Genomic DNA, 20,365 nt, shown 5'->3' with positions numbered 1-20,365 from the left:
GGCTTCAACGGGAGGAGTTTGAGCATGCTGGGTTTAAAACGGGTTCATCATATCGCCATCATTGCGACGGATTATGCAAAGAGTAAAGCGTTCTACTGCGACATTCTGGGGTTCACTCTGCAGGGCGAGTTTTACCGCGCAGAGCGTGATTCATGGAAGGGCGATCTGGCGCTGAATGGCGAATATGTTATTGAACTGTTTTCTTTCCCGTTTCCCCCAGCGCGCCCGAGCCGCCCCGAAGCCTGCGGGTTACGCCATCTGGCATTTAGCGTCGACGATGTTGATGCCGCCGTTACCCATCTTGAGGCGCACGGCGTAACTTGTGAAGGCGTTCGTATCGACCCCTTCACCGGTAAGCGGTTCACCTTTTTTAACGATCCGGACGGTCTACCGCTGGAGATTTATCAGCAGTAATTCTTGTCAGAGCGTGTTCTGCCGGGTAACGTGCCGGACACGCTTTCCTCAGTTAGTGCTCTCATGATGATGATCCCAGATATCGCGCAAACGCTCCGTCCGCATCGCCAGTTTTTGGTGGCCTTTAGCGGCGGCCTGGATTCGAGCGTGCTCTTATATCGCCTGGTTCGCTGGCGCGAACAGGATCCCACCGTTCAGCTGCGGGCGATGCATATTCACCACGGACTCAGCGCGAACGCTGACGATTGGGTGGCGCACTGCCGGAAAATATGTCAGCAGTGGCAGGTGCCGCTTTTGGTTGAACGGGTAGTCCTCGCCGATGAGGGGCTGGGGATTGAGGCCCATGCGCGTCAGGCGCGCTATCAGGCTTTCCGTTCGGCGCTGCTGCCCGGCGAAGCGCTGGTGACCGCGCAGCATCTTGACGACCAGTGTGAAACCTTCCTGCTGGCGCTTAAGCGGGGGAGCGGTCCCACCGGGCTCTCGGCAATGGCCGGCGAGTCCGATTTTGCCGGAACGAAACTGCTGCGTCCGTTGCTTAACGAAAGTCGCGACTCTCTGCACCGGTGGGCGATAGCCCATCAGCTCAGTTGGATTGAAGACGAAAGTAACCGGGACGATGCCTACGATCGCAATTTTCTCCGCCTGCGGATTGTTCCGCTGCTTAACGCCCGCTGGCCGCACTTTGCCGAGGCCGTGGCGCGCAGCGCCAGCCTGTGTGGCGAACAGGAACGGCTGCTGGATGAAATGCTGGCAGCGGAGCTGGCAACGCTGGTGACTGAGGATGGCGCGTTGGCTATCGAACCGTTGACGGCCATGAGCGCGCCGCGTCGGGCCGCGCTGCTGCGCCGTTGGCTGGCTGGACTCAATGCGCCAATGCCTTCGCGCGAGGTGCCTGAGCGTATCTGGCGTGAAGTGGCGATGGCGCGCGAGGACGCGTTTCCCTGTCTGCGTCTTGGTCAATTTACCGTCCGTCGCTTCCAGCAGCGGCTGTACTGGGTGAAATATCTCCCCGGCCAGAGCGAGACGGTACTGGCGTGGCCCGATATCGCTAAGCCGCTGCCGTTACCCGACGGCCTCGGTGAACTGAGGCTCCTGCCCTGCGGCCCGTTACGCAGCCCGCGCCAGGATGAAGCGGTAAGTATTCGCTTTCGCGCCAGCGGTCATCTTCATATCGTCGGTCGCCACGGTGGCCGCAAGCTGAAGAAAATCTGGCAGGAGCTGAACGTGGCTCCCTGGCGGCGCGATACCACGCCGCTGCTGTTTTACGGCGAAACGCTAATCGCCGCAGCCGATGGTCTGTTTATTACCGTCGATGGGAAAGTTCAGGAAGGTGAAGGCGTGCAGTTGTTATGGATGAAAACGGGCGGCTAAGCCACCCGTTTTGCTTCAGGACTCGCTGACCACTACCGTACCGATTTCCGGATGGCTGAAGCTGGCGATTTTATCCAGGCGTACCTCGCGAACGTCGCCGGCGAGCTCCACGACCAGATACTCGATATTTTTGCGCGAGATAAGATCGTTGGCCTTCGCTTGCAGCTGTTCGCCATCTTTGAGCTCCAGCGCCAGGACCAGATGGTGCTGACAGGCAAGTTCGAGGTTGTCATAATCATCGCAATTGATGGGTTGATAAGTATCATTCATTGACATAATCGCTCACCAGTAAGTTTGCCGCCGCATATGCGGCCTTTTCCCTGACTGACTCAGCAAGGGCCTGATCCGCCGCAACCTCATTCAATACTTTCAACACGCAACCTAGCGCATCCGGTATATACCCAAGGTCCCCGCTGGCTATTTCCGCATACCGCTTGCGTATTAACTCACAATATTTGTCCACATGCCCTCCTGTCAGCGTTCTGACTTAACCGTGGGATGTAAGTTTAAGCCTACGAAGATAAACTCTGTTTAGCAAGGTGACTATACCATAGTCATTTAAGCAATATCAGCAGGATGAAATGGGATCCTGCGATTGCTGACAGCCTTTTGCCGCCAGTTTCGCTACAATGTACGCCATTTTTATCAGGAGTTTCCTCATGGCGCTGAAAGCGACGATTTATAAAGCGACGGTGAACGTGGCCGATCTGGACCGCAACCAGTTTCTGGATGTCAGTTTGACCCTTGCGCAGCATCCGTCAGAAACCCAGGAGCGTATGATGCTGCGCCTGCTGGCGTGGATTAAATACGCCGACGAACGTCTGCAGTTTACCCGCGGCTTGTCTTCTGATGATGAAGCTGAACTCTGGCTGCTAAACGATCATCTGGGCGTTGATCTATGGATAGAACTGGGGCTGCCGGACGAGCGGCGGATTAAAAAAGCCTGCTCGCGAGCGCAAGAGGTCGCGCTGTTTGCCTATAATAGTCGGGCGGCAGAAATCTGGTGGCAGCAGAATAAAAGTAAAATGGCACAGTTTTCAAAGTTGACCGTATGGTATTTAGATGATACTCAGCTGGCGCAGCTCAGTGCTTTTGCCGATCGGACGATGTCGCTACAGGCGACTATTCAGGACGGCGGAATTTGGTTTTCTGACGCTAAGAATAATCTGGAAATTCATTTAACGGCCTGGCAAACATCCTCATGATTACGATTAGCCGCAGCGTGACGATTGCGGATGATGAAGTTTCACTTTCCGGGATACGCGCGCAGGGGGCGGGCGGCCAGCACGTTAATAAAGCATCGACGGCTATTCATTTACGTTTTGATATTAAAGCATCGAGCCTGCCTGAGTTTTATAAGGAACGCCTGCTGACTTCCAGCCATCACTTAATTTCTGCCGATGGTGTGGTTATCATTAAGGCTCAAGAATATCGCAGCCAGGAGATGAATCGTGAAGCGGCGATTGCGCGCCTGGTTGCCTTAATACAAGAATTAACCGCAGTACAGAAAAGTCGTCGGGAGACGCGACCGACCAGGGCGTCGAAAGAGCGCCGGCTTGCCTCAAAGGCGCAAAAATCTTCAGTTAAAGCGCTGCGTGGAAAAGTTCGTCATTAAGGGTATGGCGAACCGGTGGAATGGATGATAAGGAATTTACAGTGAAGAAAATCGTGTTTTCAGTGGTGGCGGCCTGTTCGCTTTTTGCCTTATTCGGCTGCAACCATCGTGCGGAGATGGACACGCTACAACCGACACCGATGGAAGAGCTAAAGCCGATGCAGCAGAGCTGGCGCGGCGTGCTGCCGTGCGCCGACTGCGAAGGTATCGAAACCTCACTCTTTCTTGAGAAAGACGGCACCTGGGTGATGAATGAGCGATATCAGGGCGTCAGGCGCGAGCCCTCCTCTTTTGCTTCATACGGTACCTGGGCGCGCACGGCCGATAAGCTGGTGCTGACCGACAGCAAAGGCGAGAAATCTTACTATCGGGCGAAAGGCGACAAGCTGGAAATGCTCGATCGCGACGGTAATCCCATCGAGTCAACGCTGAACTATACGCTGGAGTCCGTCAAAGCCAGCCTGCCCATCACGCCGATGGCGATGCGCGGCATGTACTTCTATATGGCTGATGCCGCGACCTTTACCGATTGCGCAACCGGCAAGCGAGTGGCAGTTACGAATAACGCGCAGCTCGAGCGTGATTATGCCGCAGCGCGCGGAACGGATACTCGCCCGGTGCTGCTGGTGGTCGAGGGGCACTTTACGCTGGAAGCGAACCCGGATTCGGGAGCGCCGATTAAAGTTCTGGCGGTGGATTCACCGGGCAAGTTTTATCAAAAAGAAGACTGCAATTCTCGTTAGTTAATTGAGTCCTACGAGACGGCTTGTCTTGATATAAATTCCCAATTTAAGATGCCCGATATACTGCAATTGTGTTTCGGGCGTAAAGTTTGCCACGTCCCCCTCACGCATATGAAGCAGGTCTGATGGGCTAATCCAGCCCGGTTGAGCCAGGGTCAGCGGGTGTCCGGCCTTCGCGAAGGCATCGCTGACAAACTCAGAACAAAACCACATTTTTTTGTCCCCGGAAACGGCATTGCTAAGCTGAGCTTTGGCCAGACCATTCACGCACTGCTGGCGGAAGTCTTTCGAGAAGGGATTCAGGGAGCAGAGCTGTTTGGTTACCATAAAGGGTACAAATTCAATGATGCCGCGATAGTTATAGCCGCTGTTTCTGTTTTTATAGGCGAAATGTTTAATGCCTGCGGCTTGTTGCTGCGTGAGGTCAGGCGCCCTTAGGGCAAACAGCTTATCGCTGTGCTGCATCGCTTGCTGAAGAGAAACAATCTGCACCCCGGCGCCAGTTGCCTCCGCAACCTGGTTATCACCGATATAGATAGCGACATGGCTAACGGAGGATGTGCTAAATGCACGAATCCCCAGGGACGTCACGCCAATGCTGGAAGAGAAAAGGAGATCGCCGGGGAGCAGGTCTTGTGCGTTAATTTCAGCCAGCGTGGTATTAGCCACTGAGCTCTGGCGCTGAAATTTAACCGCCCATTGCTGCGATGGTGGCTTAATAGCGGAAGCGGAAGGCGTGGATCGGCTGACGTCTAGCGTGCAGGCCGAAAGTAAGAACAATGCGGGAAAAAGCAGGACATGATTTGCCCGTCGTTTAGCCATGATTACAATCCTTGTAAAAAAGAGGCTCTGAAACCAGAGCCTCTTTTGGCGTTAAGCTTTAATTTGTTGTACCAGGTAATTCACGATATCACCGGTTTTAATCAACTGCTTCTCGCCGCTGCGACGATATTTATATTCGATATCGTCGTTGTCGAGGTTACGGTCGCCCAGCACGATGGTGTGCGGAATACCGATAAGCTCCATATCGGCGAACATTACGCCCGGACGCTCTTTACGGTCGTCCATCAGCACGTCGATACCCAACGCGGTTAGCTCAGCATACAGCTTCTCGGCCAGCTCTTGTACGCGGTAGGATTTATGCATGTTCATCGGCAGAATCGCAACCTGGAACGGGGCGATAGCTTCCGGCCACAGGATCCCGCGATCGTCAAAGTTCTGCTCAATGGCTGCCGCCACCACGCGAGTCACCCCGATACCGTAGCAACCCATCGTCAGGATCTGGTTACGGCCATCTTCACCCTGGACGGAGGCTTTCATCGCTTCAGAGTATTTGGTACCCAGTTGGAAGATGTGGCCCACTTCGATACCGCGTTTAATCAGCAGCGTGCCTTTGCCGTCCGGGCTCGGGTCGCCCGCTACCACGTTACGGATATCAGCCACTTCAGGGGTCGCGACATCGCGATCCCAGTTGATGCCGAAGTAGTGTTTACCATCGATGTTCGCGCCTGCGGCAAAATCGCTCATTGCGGCAACGGTACGGTCAATAATCACCGGAATCGGCATGTTAACCGGGCCCAGAGAACCGGGACCCGCCTGCACCAGCGCGCGGATCTCTTCTTCGGTGGCGAAGGTCAGCGGGCTGGCGACCTGCGGCAGTTTTTCCGCTTTCACTTCATTCAACTCATGATCGCCGCGAACCAGCAGGGCAATCAGCGGAGACTTGCTGTCTTCTACCGCTTTTACCAGCAGGGTTTTCACCGTTTTCTCAATCGGCAGATTGAACTGCTCAACCAGCTCGGCGATGGTTTTGGCGTTCGGCGTATCGACCAGGGTCATTTCCTGAGTAGCGGCAGCGCGCGGCTCTTTCGGCGCAACGGCTTCGGCGAACTCGATGTTGGCCGCGTAGTCGGAAGAGTCAGAGAAGATCACGTCATCTTCGCCGCTCTGCGCCAGCACCTGGAATTCGTGGGATGCACTACCGCCGATAGAACCGGTGTCAGCCTGTACCGCGCGGAAATCCAGGCCCATACGGCTGAAAATTTTGCTGTACGCGGCGTACATCGCGTCGTAGGTTTCCTGCAGAGATTCCTGAGAGGTATGGAAAGAGTAAGCATCTTTCATCAGGAATTCACGGGAACGCATCACGCCGAAACGCGGGCGCACTTCGTCACGGAACTTGGTCTGAATCTGATAGAAGTTCAGCGGCAGCTGTTTGTAGGAGCTCAGCTCGTTACGAATCAGGTCGGTGATCACTTCTTCATGAGTCGGGCCGAGCACGAATGGACGTTCGCCACGGTCAGCAATACGCAGCAGTTCCGGGCCGTACTGTTCCCAACGACCACTCTCTTGCCACAGCTCAGAGGGCTGAACTACCGGCATTAACACCTCGATTGCACCGGCGTTGTTCATCTCTTCACGCACGATGTTCTCGACTTTTTTCAGGACGCGCACGCCGGTCGGCAGCCAGGTATATAACCCGGAGGCCAGCTTGCGGATCATCCCGGCGCGCAGCATCAGCTGATGGCTGATAACCTCGGCGTCGGCAGGTGTCTCCTTCAGAGTGGAGAGCAGGTATTGGCTAGTACGCATGTTGTTACGGTTCCATTTGGACGATCGATACAGGCTGGAAGCCAGCCTGACACAAAAAAGTGGTTTAGTTTACCAGTGTGGCAAAGATGCCAAAAGAGAGGAAAATAAAATTAGCGTGGTTCGAGAGAAAAGACTTCAAAACCGGACGAAATCACCCGCCAGCGCACGTTAAAATCCAGCAGCCAGACGGCATAGGTCTTTCCCGGGTTTTCTTCTTTACGATATGCCGGCCGCGGATCTTGTGCCAGAACTTCGCTAATAAACGCCTTAAGGCGGGGATAGCGGTTTTCCAGAGCGAAAAGCTGGGCTTCGGTTTCCGGCGTGAAGCTTACCGCCACTTCTGCCTGCGGCGCCTGCTGAGCGTAGCTCGCGCTGGCTTCCGGCAGCGCTTCGGCAAAGGGCAGGTAAGGTTTGATGTCGACTACCGGCGTACCGTCCACCAGGTCAAGACTGCCTAACTCAAGAACGACGCGCTCTTTCTGGCAGTGAATACCCTTTAGCTCGACCAGCGACATACCGATTGGATTAGGACGAAAGGTAGAGCGGGTGGCGAAAACACCCATCCGCGCGTTGCCGCCGAGGCGGGGAGGGCGTACGGTCGGGCGCCAGCCGCCTTCCATGGTCTGATGAAACACAAACAGGACCCACAGATGGCTGAAGTTTTCCAGGCCGCGTACGGCCTCGGCCTGGTTATAAGGAGGCAGAAGATGTAATTCGCCGCCGCCGTTTTTAACCAGCCCAGGCTGGCGGGGAACGGCAAATTTTTCTTTATAGGGCGAGCGAATAACGCCTATCTGCGCAAACTGAAAATCACTCATTGCGCCGTAACGTTAAGCGCTGAACCAAGGCAGACGGCCTGGCGGTAGCAGCCCGGGGTTCCGCTGGTGACTTCGCAGCGGTGCAGCAGCACGGCATTGGCTTTCATTTTTGCAGCGTTAATCTGCATACGCTTGCGGGCCGTCGGGATATTGGGTGGAGAGTCTTGATTCGAGGCCTGGCAGGATTCACCGGTGACTTCGCCGAGTTCGCGGAAAGGTTTACCCACCAATTCTGTTGCATCGGTATAGATTCTTACCGGGGCCGGACGCGTCGCTTTCGGTTTTGCCGGTTCCGATTTGGCAGGCGGGGTTACGGTGCTTTGTACAGGCTCGACGGGAGATCTGCTTAGCATAGAACAACCGCTTAACATGAGTGCTAACAAACAGACCGGTAAAGCACGCATAGTATTTCCTCAATAAATAATAAAACAGGGCGCTATTGAATCAGGTGCTTGCATAAATGACAAGACGGGCATAAAGCCCGTCCTGAATGATATTACGCTGAGAAAAGATTACCAGCCTTTCACTGCACCGCCGTTAAAGATTTTGTTAGCCGCTTCGTAAACTTCGTCACTCTGGTAAGCCTGAACAAATTTCTTAACATTTTCCGCATCTTTATTGTCTTCGCGAGCGACAATCAGGTTCACGTACGGAGACTCTTTACCTTCCACGAAAATACCGTCTTTTGCCGGCGTTAAGCCAATCTGGCTGGCATAGGTGGTATTGATAACCGCCAGAGCGATTTGCGCATCATCCAGAGAGCGCGGCAGCTGTGGGGCTTCCAGCTCAACAATTTTCAGGTTTTTCGGGTTTTCAATAATATCCAGAGAGGTTGGCAGCAGACCAACGCCTTCTTTCAGTTTGATCAGGCCAACCTGCTGCAGCAGCAGCAGAGAGCGGCCAAGGTTGGTGGGATCGTTAGGAATCGCGACCTGGGAGCCCGGCTGCAGTTCGTCCAGCGATTTGATTTTTTTCGAATAACCCGCAATCGGGTAAACAAAAGAGTTACCTACGGAAACCAGCTTGTAGCCGCGGTCTTTGATTTGCTGGTCAAGATACGGTTTATGCTGGAAGGCGTTAACGTCGATATCGCCTTTGCTCAGCGCTTCGTTCGGCAGAACGTAGTCGTTGAAGGTTACCAGTTCGACATCAAGGCCGTATTTTTCTTTTGCTACTTTCTGCGCGACTTCCGCAACCTGCTGCTCCGCACCGACGATAACGCCGACTTTAATATGGTTAGGATCTTTTTCGTCCTGACCGCAACCCACCAGAGCCAGAGAACCGATTAACGCGCCGACTGCCGCAAAGGTTTTGAAATTAAAGGCCATGTTATTTCCTTCCTGTAAGATTCTGTATTGTGTGTAATGTTATTTGTGAGTCACAGCCCGGACGATACGATCGCCAGAGAATTGAATTAAGTACACCAGAATAACCAGCAGCACCAGTACGGTATTCATTACCGTTGCATTGTAGCCGATATAACCGTACTGATAGCCAATCTGCCCGAGACCACCGGCACCCACCGCGCCGCCCATCGCGGAATAGCCGACCAGCGTAATGAGGGTAATGGTCGCCGCGTTCACCAGACCCGGCAGCGCTTCCGGCAGCAGGACCTTACGCACAATCTGCATCGGCGTTGCGCCCATGGCGCGGGATGCTTCGATAAGGCCGGTGGGGATCTCCAGCAGGGCGTTTTCAACCATTCGGGCGATAAAAGGCGCTGCGCCGACCGTTAGCGGAACAATTGCCGCCTGCAGGCCGATGGATGTCCCTACGATGACGCGGGTAAAGGGGATCATCCAGACCAGCAAGATAATAAAAGGAATCGAGCGGAAAATATTCACCACCGCCGAAAGCGTGCGGTAGAGTTTTGCATTAGCGGCAATTTGCCCCGGTCGGGTGACGTAGAGCAGAACCCCGACCGGCAGGCCGAGAACAAAACCGAAGAAGCCGGAGACGAAAGTCATGGCCAGCGTTTCCCATACGCCGCGAACCAGCAGCCAAATCATTGGTTCAGACATACCCCAGTACCTCTACTTTTACATGGTGTTCCTGTAGCCAGGCGATCGCGGCCTGGGTATCTTCTTGCGTGCCGTGCATCTCGGTCAGCATAATGCCGAACTTCACGCCACCCGCGTAATCCATCTGCGCGCTAATAATGTTGTTGTTTACATTAAAGCGACGGGCAGTTTCAGAAAGCAGCGGGGCATCAACGGAGTGGCCCGTGAACTCCATGCGCAGCATGGGTACGCTATCGGGAAGAGCCTCAGACTTCAGACGCGCCTGATAATCATCCGGGATATCCAGGTGCAGCGTTGACTGTATAAACTGTTGCGCCAATGGAGTTTTGGGATGAGAGAAGACCTCGCTCACCGTATCCTGTTCAATCAATTGACCGTTGCTGATCACGGCAACGCAATCACAGATCCGTTTGACAACATCCATTTCGTGGGTAATCAGCAAAATCGTCAGGCCCAGACGACGGTTGATATCTTTCAGCAGTTCCAGAATCGAACGCGTGGTAGCCGGATCCAGAGCGCTGGTGGCTTCGTCGCAGAGCAGGACTTTTGGATTGCTTGCCAGCGCACGGGCGATGGCGACGCGCTGTTTTTGACCGCCGGAGAGGTTTGCCGGATAGCTATCGTGCTTATCCCCCAGGCCGACGAGATCGAGAAGCTCGGTAACCCGGCGTTTAATTTCTTCCTTCGGAGTATTGTCGAGCTCCAGCGGCAATGCCACATTACCGAATACGGTACGGGAGGCTAGCAGGTTAAAGTGCTGGAATATCATGCCGATCTGGCGACGCGCGCGCGTCAACTCTTTTTCGGACAGCGCCGTTAGCTCCTGACCGCCCACCTGTACGCTGCCCTGAGTTGGACGTTCAAGCAGGTTAACGCAGCGGATTAACGTACTTTTACCCGCGCCCGAAGCGCCGATGACGCCATAAATTTGCCCGGCGGGAACATGCAGGCTGACATCGTTCAGCGCCTGTATGCTGCGATTTCCCTGCTGGAACACTTTGGTAATCTTCGAAAGTTTAATCATCAGTTATTTATTATCGTTTAGCCGTTTGCCGTGGCATTTTCTTCTGCCGTGTCCAGGCGATGCCTGTCAATGAAATGGATGTTAAGGCATCCAGACGTCTAAATCAATCTGACTCTGTATAATGAGCACTTTCTTGCGTCGGGAAACATGCGATACTACGCGCATTAGCCTTTATCAGGAGCAGACCGGTGGCAATATCAGTACCCGCAATTTTTCTTGACCGTGATGGCACGATTAATGTCGATCACGGCTACGTCCATGAAATCGACAACTTTGAATTTATCGATGGCGTTATTGACGCAATGCGTCAATTAAAGGAGATGGGCTACGCGCTGGTGGTGGTGACCAACCAGTCCGGCATCGCCCGCGGTAAGTTTACTGAAGAGCAGTTTGAAACGCTGACCGAGTGGATGGACTGGTCGCTGGCCGATCGCGGCGTTGACCTGGATGGCATCTATTATTGTCCGCACCACCCGCAGGGAACCGTCGAAGAGTTTCGCCAGACCTGCGACTGCCGTAAGCCCCACCCGGGTATGCTGATCTCGGCGCGTGACTATCTGCATATTGATATGGCTGCTTCCTATATGGTCGGCGATAAAGTCGAAGATATGCAGGCAGCTTTGGCTGCCAATGTCGGCATGAAAGTATTAGTGCGTACCGGCAAGCCAGTCACTCCTGAAGCGGAAAGCGCCGCTGATTGGGTGCTTAATAGCCTGGCGGACCTGCCGGATGCTATCAAAAAGCAGCGAAAATAAGCGTTATGTATAAAAGATGAGCGGTTGAAATAAAATTGTATTTTACCGCTTGTCAGCGCCGAATAACTCCCTATAATGCGCTCCCACTGACACGGCAGATGTGAATCACTTCACACAAACAGCCGGTTGGTTGAAGAGAAAAAATCCTGAAAAACAGGGTTGACTCTGAAAGAGGAAAGCGTAATATACGCCACCTCGCAACGGTGAGCGAAAGCCGCGTTGCACTGCTCTTTAACAATTTATCAGACAATCTGTGTGGGCACTCAAAGTGACATGGATTCTTAACGTCGCAAGACGAAAAATGAATACCAAGTCTCTGAGTGAACATACGTAATTCATTACGAAGTTTAATTCTACGAGCATCAAACTTAAATTGAAGAGTTTGATCATGGCTCAGATTGAACGCTGGCGGCAGGCCTAACACATGCAAGTCGAACGGTAGCACAGAGAGCTTGCTCTCGGGTGACGAGTGGCGGACGGGTGAGTAATGTCTGGGAAACTGCCTGATGGAGGGGGATAACTACTGGAAACGGTAGCTAATACCGCATAACGTCGCAAGACCAAAGAGGGGGACCTTCGGGCCTCTTGCCATCAGATGTGCCCAGATGGGATTAGCTAGTAGGTGGGGTAACGGCTCACCTAGGCGACGATCCCTAGCTGGTCTGAGAGGATGACCAGCCACACTGGAACTGAGACACGGTCCAGACTCCTACGGGAGGCAGCAGTGGGGAATATTGCACAATGGGCGCAAGCCTGATGCAGCCATGCCGCGTGTATGAAGAAGGCCTTCGGGTTGTAAAGTACTTTCAGCGGGGAGGAAGGGAGTAAGGTTAATAACCTTATTCATTGACGTTACCCGCAGAAGAAGCACCGGCTAACTCCGTGCCAGCAGCCGCGGTAATACGGAGGGTGCAAGCGTTAATCGGAATTACTGGGCGTAAAGCGCACGCAGGCGGTCTGTCAAGTCGGATGTGAAATCCCCGGGCTCAACCTGGGAACTGCATTCGAAACTGGCAGGCTGGAGTCTTGTAGAGGGGGTAGAATTCCAGGTGTAGCGGTGAAATGCGTAGAGATCTGGAGGAATACCGGTGGCGAAGGCGGCCCCCTGGACAAAGACTGACGCTCAGGTGCGAAAGCGTGGGGAGCAAACAGGATTAGATACCCTGGTAGTCCACGCTGTAAACGATGTCGACTTGGAGGTTGTTCCCTTGAGGAGTGGCTTCCGGAGCTAACGCGTTAAGTCGACCGCCTGGGGAGTACGGCCGCAAGGTTAAAACTCAAATGAATTGACGGGGGCCCGCACAAGCGGTGGAGCATGTGGTTTAATTCGATGCAACGCGAAGAACCTTACCTACTCTTGACATCCAGAGAACTTAGCAGAGATGCTTTGGTGCCTTCGGGAACTCTGAGACAGGTGCTGCATGGCTGTCGTCAGCTCGTGTTGTGAAATGTTGGGTTAAGTCCCGCAACGAGCGCAACCCTTATCCTTTGTTGCCAGCGGTCCGGCCGGGAACTCAAAGGAGACTGCCAGTGATAAACTGGAGGAAGGTGGGGATGACGTCAAGTCATCATGGCCCTTACGAGTAGGGCTACACACGTGCTACAATGGCATATACAAAGAGAAGCGACCTCGCGAGAGCAAGCGGACCTCATAAAGTATGTCGTAGTCCGGATTGGAGTCTGCAACTCGACTCCATGAAGTCGGAATCGCTAGTAATCGTGGATCAGAATGCCACGGTGAATACGTTCCCGGGCCTTGTACACACCGCCCGTCACACCATGGGAGTGGGTTGCAAAAGAAGTAGGTAGCTTAACCTTCGGGAGGGCGCTTACCACTTTGTGATTCATGACTGGGGTGAAGTCGTAACAAGGTAACCGTAGGGGAACCTGCGGTTGGATCACCTCCTTACCTTAAAGAACCTGCCTTTGTAGTGTCCACACAGATTGTCTGATGAAAAATAAGCAGTAAGAAAATCTCTGCAGGCTTGTAGCTCAGGTGGTTAGAGCGCACCCCTGATAAGGGTGAGGTCGGTGGTTCAAGTCCACTCAGGCCTACCAAATTTCTGCTGATGCTGCGTTGCGGCGACACTCACATGCTTTAAGTATGCTTCGTGTCATCCCGCCTTGCCTCAACAGAAATTAAGGTTGATGAGATTTAACTACGATGGGGCTATAGCTCAGCTGGGAGAGCGCCTGCTTTGCACGCAGGAGGTCTGCGGTTCGATCCCGCATAGCTCCACCATCTTTACTGCATACCACAAGAAAACTTCAGAGTGTACCTTAAAAGGTTCACTGCGAAGTTTTGCTCTTTAAAAATCTGGATCAAGCTGAAAATTGAAACGACACACATGTTATGTGTGTTCGAGTCTCTCAAATTTTCGCGACACGATGATGTTTTACGAAACATCTTCGGGTTGTGAGGTTAAGCGACTAAGCGTACACGGTGGATGCCCTGGCAGTCAGAGGCGATGAAGGACGTGCTAATCTGCGAAAAGCGTCGGTAAGGTGATATGAACCGTTACAGCCGGCGATGTCCGAATGGGGAAACCCAGTGCAATTCGTTGCACTATCGTTTGATGAATACATAGTCAAACGAGGCGAACCGGGGGAACTGAAACATCTAAGTACCCCGAGGAAAAGAAATCAACCGAGATTCCCCCAGTAGCGGCGAGCGAACGGGGAGCAGCCCGGAGTCTGAATCAGCTTGTGTGTTAGTGGAAGCGTCTGGAAAGTCGCAGGGTACAGGGTGATACTCCCGTACACTAAAACGCACAGGCTGTGAACTCGAAGAGTAGGGCGGGACACGTGGTATCCTGTCTGAATATGGGGGGACCATCCTCCAAGGCTAAATACTCCTGACTGACCGATAGTGAACCAGTACCGTGAGGGAAAGGCGAAAAGAACCCGGCGAGGGGAGTGAAAAAGAACCTGAAACCGTGTACGTACAAGCAGTAGGAGCCCACTTGTTGGGTGACTGCGTACCTTTTGTATAATGGGTCAGCGACTTATATTCTGTAGCAAGGTTAACCGTATAGGGGAGCCGCAGGGAAACCGAGTCTTAACTGGGCGTTAAGTTGCAGGGTATAGACCCGAAACCCGGTGATCTAGCCATGGGCAGGTTGAAGGTTGGGTAACACTAACTGGAGGACCGAACCGACTAATGTTGAAAAATTAGCGGATGACTTGTGGCTGGGGGTGAAAGGCCAATCAAACCGGGAGATAGCTGGTTCTCCCCGAAAGCTATTTAGGTAGCGCCTCGTGAATTCATCTTCGGGGGTAGAGCACTGTTTCGGCTAGGGGGTCATCCCGACTTACCAACCCGATGCAAACTACGAATACCGAAGAATGTTATCACGGGAGACACACGGCGGGTGCTAACGTCCGTCGTGAAGAGGGAAACAACCCAGACCGCCAGCTAAGGTCCCAAAGTCATGGTTAAGTGGGAAACGATGTGGGAAGGCCCAGACAGCCAGGATGTTGGCTTAGAAGCAGCCATCATTTAAAGAAAGCGTAATAGCTCACTGGTCGAGTCGGCCTGCGCGGAAGATGTAACGGGGCTAAACCATGCACCGAAGCTGCGGCAGCGACACTATGTGTTGTTGGGTAGGGGAGCGTTCTGTAAGCCGTTGAAGGTGGCCTGTGAGGGTTGCTGGAGGTATCAGAAGTGCGAATGCTGACATAAGTAACGATAATGCGGGTGAAAAACCCGCACGCCGGAAGACCAAGGGTTCCTGTCCAACGTTAATCGGGGCAGGGTGAGTCGACCCCTAAGGCGAGGCCGAAAGGCGTAGTCGATGGGAAACAGGTTAATATTCCTGTACTTGGTGTTACTGCGAAGGGGGACGGAGAAGGCTATGTTGGCCGGGCGACGGTTGTCCCGGTTTAAGCGTGTAGGTGTGTGTTCCAGGTAAATCCGGTTCACTTTAACACTGAGGCGTGATGACGAGGCACTACGGTGCTGAAGTGACAAATGCCCTGCTTCCAGGAAAAGCCTCTAAGCATCAGGTAACATCAAATCGTACCCCAAACCGACACAGGTGGTCAGGTAGAGAATACCAAGGCGCTTGAGAGAACTCGGGTGAAGGAACTAGGCAAAATGGTGCCGTAACTTCGGGAGAAGGCACGCTGATATGTAGGTGAAGTGATTTACTCATGGAGCTGAAATCAGTCGAAGATACCAGCTGGCTGCAACTGTTTATTAAAAACACAGCACTGTGCAAACACGAAAGTGGACGTATACGGTGTGACGCCTGCCCGGTGCCGGAAGGTTAATTGATGGGGTTATCCGTAAGGAGAAGCTCTTGATCGAAGCCCCGGTAAACGGCGGCCGTAACTATAACGGTCCTAAGGTAGCGAAATTCCTTGTCGGGTAAGTTCCGACCTGCACGAATGGCGTAATGATGGCCAGGCTGTCTCCACCCGAGACTCAGTGAAATTGAACTCGCTGTGAAGATGCAGTGTACCCGCGGCAAGACGGAAAGACCCCGTGAACCTTTACTATAGCTTGACACTGAACACTGGTCCTTGATGTGTAGGATAGGTGGGAGGCTTTGAAGTGTGGACGCCAGTCTGCATGGAGCCATCCTTGAAATACCACCCTTTAATGGCTGGTGTTCTAACGTGGGCCCCTAATCGGGGTTGCGGACAGTGTCTGGTGGGTAGTTTGACTGGGGCGGTCTCCTCCTAAAGAGTAACGGAGGAGCACGAAGGTCAGCTAATCCTGGTCGGACATCAGGAGGTTAGTGCAATGGCATAAGCTGGCTTGACTGCGAGCGTGACGGCGCGAGCAGGTGCGAAAGCAGGTCATAGTGATCCGGTGGTTCTGAATGGAAGGGCCATCGCTCAACGGATAAAAGGTACTCCGGGGATAACAGGCTGATACCGCCCAAGAGTTCATATCGACGGCGGTGTTTGGCACCTCGATGTCGGCTCATCACATCCTGGGGCTGAAGTAGGTCCCAAGGGTATGGCTGTTCGCCATTTAAAGTGGTACGCGAGCTGGGTTTAGAACGTCGTGAGACAGTTCGGTCCCTATCTGCCGTGGGCGCTGGAGAATTGAGGGGGGCTGCTCCTAGTACGAGAGGACCGGAGTGGACGCATCACTGGTGTTCGGGTTGTCATGCCAATGGCATTGCCCGGTAGCTAAATGCGGAAGAGATAAGTGCTGAAAGCATCTAAGTACGAAACTTGCCCCGAGATGAGTTCTCCCTGACTCCTTGAGAGTCCTGAAGGAACGTTGAAGACGACGACGTTGATAGGCCGGGTGTGTAAGCGCAGCGATGCGTTGAGCTAACCGGTACTAATGAACCGTGAGGCTTAACCTTACAACGCCGAAGATGTTTTGGCGGATTTGAGAAGAGAACAATTTCAGCATTGATTCAGAGTTGAGTACGCAATAATTTGCGCAGCAGCAAGGCGACAAGCGAAGGAAAGGAAGGAGCATACAGAAGTATGTGACTGACTTTGCGAGCGCGGGCAACGCGGCAGATGCGATAAAGAATTGCGTACTGAGCACAAAGAATTTGCCTGGCGGCGATAGCGCGGTGGTCCCACCTGACCCCATGCCGAACTCAGAAGTGAAACGCCGTAGCGCCGATGGTAGTGTGGGGTCTCCCCATGTGAGAGTAGGGAACTGCCAGGCATCAAATTAAGTAGTAAGCCGGTGCATTAATCCGGTGGTTACAGAAGTATTCGGTGGAGCGGTAGTTCAGTCGGTTAGAATACCTGCCTGTCACGCAGGGGGTCGCGGGTTCGAGTCCCGTCCGTTCCGCCACTTATTAAAAGCCCTGAGCATTTGCTCAGGGCTTTTTCTTTATCTGTCGTTTAATTATTGCTTTTTTAGCAAAAATCCTCTGCATTTAGCACTCTTTTTCTCAATCTTCTCGTTGGTCATAATTGTTCTCGTTAACTGATATGAATGAATAAAGAGGAAAGTCATGACAATCCCTGCATTTGGTCTTGGGACCTTCCGTCTGAAAGATGACGTGGTTATTGCATCTGTAAAAACGGCGCTTGAACTGGGCTATCGCACCATTGATACCGCGCAAATCTATGATAATGAAGCTGCTGTGGGCCAGGCAATTGCAGAAAGCGGCGTTGCGCGCGATGAACTGTTCATCACCACCAAGATCTGGATTGAGAATCTCAACAAAGAGAAGCTGATCGCCAGCCTGAAAGAGAGTCTGCAGAAGCTGCGTACTGACTATGTCGACCTGACGTTAATCCACTGGCCGTCGCCAAACGATGCCGTTGCGGTTGAAGAGTTTATGGCCGCGCTGCTGGAAGCGAAAAAACAGGGGCTAACCCGGCAGATTGGTATCTCTAACTTCACAATTCCGCTGATGGAGCGCGCAATTGCTGCCGTTGGCGCGGAGAACATCGCGACCAACCAGATTGAACTTTCCCCGTATCTGCAGAACCGTAAAGTGGTTGATTGGGCACGTGAACACGGCATCCACATCACCTCTTATATGACGCTGGCCTACGGTAAGGCGCTGAAAGATGAAGCGATCGCACGTATCGCGGCAAAATACGATGCTACGTCGGCACAGGTTATCCTGGCCTGGGCAATGGGCGAAGGTTATGCGGTAATCCCATCTTCGACTAAGCGCGAAAACCTGGCAAGCAATCTCAAAGCTCAGGATCTGCAGCTGGATGAAGACGATCGCCAGACGATCGCCGCGCTGGACTGCAACGATCGTCTGGTTAGTCCGGACGGTCTGGCGCCTGAATGGGACTAATTTAATCCCCATCGTTACTCTACAACCCTGTTACAGCTCCTTCGGGAGCTGTTTTACATGTTCGCTAAGAAAGTCGATAAAGGCTCTGATCCGCGTGCTTACGGCCCTGTCGCTGTAGTAAACCGCACTAAACGGCATTTCAATCGGCAACCGTTTGTCAGCCAGCAGCTCGACAAACGCCCCTTCAGCAAGCTCCTTATCCACCATATAGTCCGACAGACAGGCGATTCCGTTACCGGCCAGGCATAGCTGCTTAAGCGTTTCTCCGCTATTGGAAGATATCTCGCTTTCGATTTCAAGCAGCTGACCATCGCAGCAGGAGATTGGCCATGTATTCAATGAAACGGGTTCGCTAAAGCCCAGACACTGATGATGTTTTAGCTCAGCGACGCTTTGCGGCGTTCCATGGCGAGCAAGATAGTCCGGTGAAGCAATAATTTTGCGGTAGCTATTAAACAATGGCCTGGCGCGCAGGCTGGAGTCGGTCAGCGTGCCGGCGCGGATCGCGACATCGACTTTCCGCTCGATCAGATTGATAAAGGTTTCTGACGAGACCAGCGTAAGGTTCATCTCCGGGTAGCGCTCGCGAAAGGGTCTTATCAAAGGCATCAGGAAATGCAGTATCACCGGCGTTGCGGCATCAACACGTAACAGGCCTCTTGGCGTCGTGCGGCTCTCCAGAAGCTCATTCTCGGCTGCGGCCATTTCCTGAAGCACAACCTGCATGCGACGGAAATAACGCTCCCCCTCTTCGGTCAGGCTTAGCTGACGGGTCGTACGATTAAGCAGGCTCACGCCGAGCTTTGATTCGAGCTTTTTCACCGCCCGGCTGACGGCGGAATTAGCCTGACCTAGTTGTTCGGCTGCGCGACTAAAGCTGCCGCTCTCAACCACGGCGACAAAAATGGCGATTTCTTCTGAGGTAGCTCTCATTATTGCACCTGTGGCAAAATTCTATTGATACTTTGGCTATTTTTGTTATTAAAACACCTCTTCATACTACGTGTCATCTTAATCATGTTGATACGGAGTACATTATGCCGCTGGCGCTACTTGCCTTAACTATCGGTGCCTTTGCTATTGGCACGACCGAATTTGTCATCGTGGGCCTGGTGCCCACCATTGCAGAACAACTTGCTATTTCGCTTCCCTCTGCGGGGCTGCTGGTTTCTATCTATGCACTTGGCGTGGCGATCGGCGCCCCGGTGCTCACCGCGCTGACCGGGCGGATGCCGCGCAAGCAACTGCTGCTGGCGTTAATGGCGCTGTTTACCGCCGGTAACCTGCTGGCCTGGCAGGCGCCAGGTTATGAAACTCTGGTTCTGGCGCGCCTGCTGACGGGGCTGGCGCATGGGGTATTCTTTTCGATCGGCTCGACAATTGCGACCAGCCTGGTACCGAAAGAGAAAGCGGCTTCGGCGATTGCGATTATGTTTGGCGGTCTGACCGTTGCGCTAGTGACCGGCGTGCCTTTAGGTACCTTTATCGGCCAACACTTTGGCTGGCGTGAGACGTTCCTCGCCGTGTCGATCCTTGGCGTCATCGCGTTAATGAGCAGCCTTATTCTGGTGCCGAATAATATTCCTGGACGCATCAGCGCGGGATTGCGCGCCCAGCTGCAGGTTCTGACCCATCCTCGTTTACTGATTATCTACGCCATTACTGCTTTGGGATATGGCGGCGTATTTACCGCTTTTACCTTCCTGGCGCCGATGATGCAGGATCTTGCCGGATTTAGCCCGGCGGCCGTTAGCTGGATCCTCCTGGGTTACGGTGTTTCTGTGGCGGTGGGCAACGTATGGGGCGGAAAGCTGGCGGATAAACACGGCGCCGTGCCTGCGCTGAAGCTGATTTTTGCCGCGTTAGTTGCTTTACTTCTGATCTTCCAATTTACGGCCAGTTTGCAGTATGCGGCGCTGGCGACGGTATTGGTGATGGGCATCTTTGCTTTTGGTAACGTTCCGGGCCTGCAGGTGTACGTGGTGCAGAAAGCGGAGCAGTATACCCCTGGCGCGGTTGACGTTGCTTCTGGCCTGAATATTGCCGCCTTCAATATTGGGATTGCCTTAGGATCGGTGATTGGCGGTCAGACGGTAGAGCATTATGGTCTGACTCAGACGCCGTGGATTGGCGCGCTGATTGTTCTGGTCGCGCTGTTACTGGTGGTTCTCAGCGGGCGGCTCGATAGGCCTCGGCGCCGTGCTAAGGCTCTTTCCGTAGAAGGATAAAGGTTTCTGGCAAATTGCATTGAAAGTGTATACAAAAATCCCTA

At 53.3% G+C, this 20,365-nt stretch carries 18 protein-coding genes, 3 tRNA genes and 3 rRNA genes; 14 read left to right on the top strand and 10 right to left on the bottom strand.

What is annotated here, in order from left to right; all coding sequences use genetic code 11:
- Positions 1-24: 24 nt before the first annotated feature.
- Together EGY08_RS09790 and tilS are read left to right on the top strand one after the other, a co-directional pair.
- A complete protein-coding gene (locus EGY08_RS09790; RefSeq protein WP_004129130.1) occupies positions 25-414 on the top strand; it encodes a VOC family protein in 390 nt (129 codons plus the stop codon).
- 69 nt (positions 415-483) lie between these two features.
- Positions 484-1,785, top strand: coding sequence for a tRNA lysidine(34) synthetase TilS (gene tilS, locus EGY08_RS09785; protein ID WP_123829418.1), 1,302 nt, complete (start codon positions 484-486; stop codon positions 1,783-1,785).
- A gap of 15 nt (positions 1,786-1,800) precedes the next feature.
- Here tilS and rof read toward each other — a convergent pair whose 3' ends face one another.
- On the bottom strand, positions 1,801-2,061 hold the full coding sequence (gene rof / locus EGY08_RS09780; RefSeq protein WP_004129134.1) for a Rho-binding antiterminator: 261 nt from the start codon (positions 2,059-2,061) through the stop codon (positions 1,801-1,803).
- Positions 2,048-2,248: a YaeP family protein gene (locus EGY08_RS09775; RefSeq protein ID WP_004098778.1), complete on the bottom strand. Its 201-nt coding sequence runs from the start codon at positions 2,246-2,248 to the stop codon at positions 2,048-2,050. The genes rof and EGY08_RS09775 overlap by 14 nt, the downstream gene beginning before the upstream one ends.
- Before the next feature lie 196 nt (positions 2,249-2,444).
- On the opposite strand from EGY08_RS09775, the gene EGY08_RS09770 reads away from it, so the two are divergent.
- The 3 genes from EGY08_RS09770 to nlpE are packed head-to-tail and all read left to right on the top strand — an operon-like array spanning position 2,445 to position 4,143.
- Positions 2,445-2,990, top strand: a complete 546-nt coding sequence (locus EGY08_RS09770) for a YaeQ family protein (RefSeq protein WP_123828446.1) — start codon at positions 2,445-2,447, stop codon at positions 2,988-2,990.
- Positions 2,987-3,400, top strand: coding sequence for an alternative ribosome rescue aminoacyl-tRNA hydrolase ArfB (gene arfB, locus EGY08_RS09765; RefSeq protein WP_004129138.1), 414 nt, complete (start codon positions 2,987-2,989; stop codon positions 3,398-3,400). Before EGY08_RS09770 ends, arfB begins: the two co-directional genes overlap by 4 nt.
- Positions 3,401-3,441: 41 nt before the next feature.
- Positions 3,442-4,143 (top strand): envelope stress response activation lipoprotein NlpE, encoded by a 702-nt coding sequence (gene nlpE / locus EGY08_RS09760; protein ID WP_004129140.1) that lies wholly within the window; start codon positions 3,442-3,444, stop codon positions 4,141-4,143.
- Here nlpE and EGY08_RS09755 read toward each other — a convergent pair whose 3' ends face one another.
- The 7 genes from EGY08_RS09755 to metN form a co-directional block, all read right to left on the bottom strand.
- Positions 4,144-4,965 (bottom strand): YaeF family permuted papain-like enzyme, encoded by an 822-nt coding sequence (locus tag EGY08_RS09755; RefSeq protein WP_123828445.1) that lies wholly within the window; start codon positions 4,963-4,965, stop codon positions 4,144-4,146.
- A 51-nt stretch (positions 4,966-5,016) separates the two neighbouring features.
- Positions 5,017-6,735: a proline--tRNA ligase gene (gene proS, locus EGY08_RS09750; protein ID WP_004129145.1), complete on the bottom strand. Its 1,719-nt coding sequence runs from the start codon at positions 6,733-6,735 to the stop codon at positions 5,017-5,019.
- A gap of 110 nt (positions 6,736-6,845) precedes the next feature.
- Positions 6,846-7,553 (bottom strand): tRNA (N6-threonylcarbamoyladenosine(37)-N6)-methyltransferase TrmO, encoded by a 708-nt coding sequence (gene tsaA / locus EGY08_RS09745; RefSeq protein ID WP_004129147.1) that lies wholly within the window; start codon positions 7,551-7,553, stop codon positions 6,846-6,848.
- Positions 7,550-7,957 carry an Rcs stress response system protein RcsF gene (gene rcsF, locus EGY08_RS09740; RefSeq protein WP_004098790.1) on the bottom strand — a complete coding sequence of 136 codons (408 nt, stop codon included), beginning with the start codon at positions 7,955-7,957 and terminating at the stop codon, positions 7,550-7,552. Before rcsF ends, tsaA begins: the two co-directional genes overlap by 4 nt.
- A gap of 108 nt (positions 7,958-8,065) precedes the next feature.
- A complete protein-coding gene (gene metQ / locus EGY08_RS09735; RefSeq protein ID WP_004098791.1) occupies positions 8,066-8,881 on the bottom strand; it encodes a methionine ABC transporter substrate-binding lipoprotein MetQ in 816 nt (271 codons plus the stop codon).
- Between the two features lie 39 nt (positions 8,882-8,920).
- Positions 8,921-9,574, bottom strand: a complete 654-nt coding sequence (locus tag EGY08_RS09730) for a methionine ABC transporter permease MetI (protein WP_004129148.1) — start codon at positions 9,572-9,574, stop codon at positions 8,921-8,923.
- A complete protein-coding gene (metN, locus tag EGY08_RS09725) occupies positions 9,567-10,598 on the bottom strand; it encodes a methionine ABC transporter ATP-binding protein MetN (protein WP_004129149.1) in 1,032 nt (343 codons plus the stop codon). Before metN ends, EGY08_RS09730 begins: the two co-directional genes overlap by 8 nt.
- 188 nt (positions 10,599-10,786) lie before the next feature.
- Between metN and gmhB the strand changes: the two genes are divergently transcribed.
- The 8 genes from gmhB to dkgB all read left to right on the top strand — a co-directional run bounded on the left by gmhB (position 10,787) and on the right by dkgB (position 18,093).
- Positions 10,787-11,353: a D-glycero-beta-D-manno-heptose 1,7-bisphosphate 7-phosphatase gene (gene gmhB, locus EGY08_RS09720; RefSeq protein WP_004129150.1), complete on the top strand. Its 567-nt coding sequence runs from the start codon at positions 10,787-10,789 to the stop codon at positions 11,351-11,353.
- A gap of 370 nt (positions 11,354-11,723) precedes the next feature.
- A 16S ribosomal RNA gene (locus EGY08_RS09715) occupies positions 11,724-13,262 on the top strand.
- 72 nt (positions 13,263-13,334) lie between these two features.
- A tRNA-Ile gene (locus EGY08_RS09710) sits at positions 13,335-13,411 on the top strand.
- A gap of 108 nt (positions 13,412-13,519) precedes the next feature.
- Positions 13,520-13,595, top strand: a tRNA-Ala gene (locus EGY08_RS09705).
- Positions 13,596-13,773: 178 nt separating this feature from the next.
- Positions 13,774-16,677 (top strand): 23S ribosomal RNA (locus tag EGY08_RS09700).
- Between the two features lie 201 nt (positions 16,678-16,878).
- A 5S ribosomal RNA gene (gene rrf / locus EGY08_RS09695) occupies positions 16,879-16,994 on the top strand.
- Together the 16S, 23S and 5S rRNA genes with 3 tRNA genes alongside form the textbook arrangement of a ribosomal RNA operon.
- Positions 16,995-17,049: 55 nt before the next feature.
- Positions 17,050-17,126, top strand: a tRNA-Asp gene (locus EGY08_RS09690).
- A 163-nt stretch (positions 17,127-17,289) separates the two neighbouring features.
- Positions 17,290-18,093 carry a 2,5-didehydrogluconate reductase DkgB gene (gene dkgB, locus EGY08_RS09685; protein ID WP_004129152.1) on the top strand — a complete coding sequence of 268 codons (804 nt, stop codon included), beginning with the start codon at positions 17,290-17,292 and terminating at the stop codon, positions 18,091-18,093.
- A 30-nt stretch (positions 18,094-18,123) separates the two neighbouring features.
- Here the strand turns inward: dkgB and yafC are convergent, their stop codons facing one another.
- Positions 18,124-19,026 (bottom strand): DNA-binding transcriptional regulator YafC, encoded by a 903-nt coding sequence (gene yafC / locus EGY08_RS09680; protein WP_004129153.1) that lies wholly within the window; start codon positions 19,024-19,026, stop codon positions 18,124-18,126.
- A 104-nt stretch (positions 19,027-19,130) separates the two neighbouring features.
- Here yafC and EGY08_RS09675 point away from each other — a divergent pair, with 104 nt between their 5' ends.
- A complete protein-coding gene (locus EGY08_RS09675; protein ID WP_004129154.1) occupies positions 19,131-20,321 on the top strand; it encodes an MFS transporter in 1,191 nt (396 codons plus the stop codon).
- The last annotated feature ends 44 nt before the right edge of the window (positions 20,322-20,365 follow it).

Source organism: Klebsiella sp. FDAARGOS_511 (assembly GCF_003812845.1).
Lineage (GTDB): Bacteria > Pseudomonadota > Gammaproteobacteria > Enterobacterales > Enterobacteriaceae > Klebsiella > Klebsiella grimontii.
This window is presented reverse-complemented; position numbering and strand designations above follow the sequence as displayed.

Excerpts from the sequence above, each read along its gene's own strand:
- metN (WP_004129149.1), bottom strand. The coding sequence starts at position 10,598 with ATGATTAAACTTTCGAAGATTACCAAAGTGTTCCAGCAGGGAAATCGC.
- EGY08_RS09770 (WP_123828446.1), top strand. The coding sequence starts at position 2,445 with ATGGCGCTGAAAGCGACGATTTATAAAGCGACGGTGAACGTGGCCGAT.
- tsaA (WP_004129147.1), bottom strand. The coding sequence starts at position 7,553 with ATGAGTGATTTTCAGTTTGCGCAGATAGGCGTTATTCGCTCGCCCTAT.
- EGY08_RS09730 (WP_004129148.1), bottom strand. The coding sequence starts at position 9,574 with ATGTCTGAACCAATGATTTGGCTGCTGGTTCGCGGCGTATGGGAAACG.
- metQ (WP_004098791.1), bottom strand. The coding sequence starts at position 8,881 with ATGGCCTTTAATTTCAAAACCTTTGCGGCAGTCGGCGCGTTAATCGGT.
- proS (WP_004129145.1), bottom strand. The coding sequence starts at position 6,735 with ATGCGTACTAGCCAATACCTGCTCTCCACTCTGAAGGAGACACCTGCC.
- EGY08_RS09755 (WP_123828445.1), bottom strand. The coding sequence starts at position 4,965 with ATGGCTAAACGACGGGCAAATCATGTCCTGCTTTTTCCCGCATTGTTC.
- yafC (WP_004129153.1), bottom strand. The coding sequence starts at position 19,026 with ATGAGAGCTACCTCAGAAGAAATCGCCATTTTTGTCGCCGTGGTTGAG.
- tilS (WP_123829418.1), top strand. The coding sequence starts at position 484 with ATGATCCCAGATATCGCGCAAACGCTCCGTCCGCATCGCCAGTTTTTG.
- rof (WP_004129134.1), bottom strand. The coding sequence starts at position 2,061 with ATGTCAATGAATGATACTTATCAACCCATCAATTGCGATGATTATGAC.
- rcsF (WP_004098790.1), bottom strand. The coding sequence starts at position 7,957 with ATGCGTGCTTTACCGGTCTGTTTGTTAGCACTCATGTTAAGCGGTTGT.
- EGY08_RS09790 (WP_004129130.1), top strand. The coding sequence starts at position 25 with ATGCTGGGTTTAAAACGGGTTCATCATATCGCCATCATTGCGACGGAT.
- arfB (WP_004129138.1), top strand. The coding sequence starts at position 2,987 with ATGATTACGATTAGCCGCAGCGTGACGATTGCGGATGATGAAGTTTCA.
- dkgB (WP_004129152.1), top strand. The coding sequence starts at position 17,290 with ATGACAATCCCTGCATTTGGTCTTGGGACCTTCCGTCTGAAAGATGAC.
- EGY08_RS09675 (WP_004129154.1), top strand. The coding sequence starts at position 19,131 with ATGCCGCTGGCGCTACTTGCCTTAACTATCGGTGCCTTTGCTATTGGC.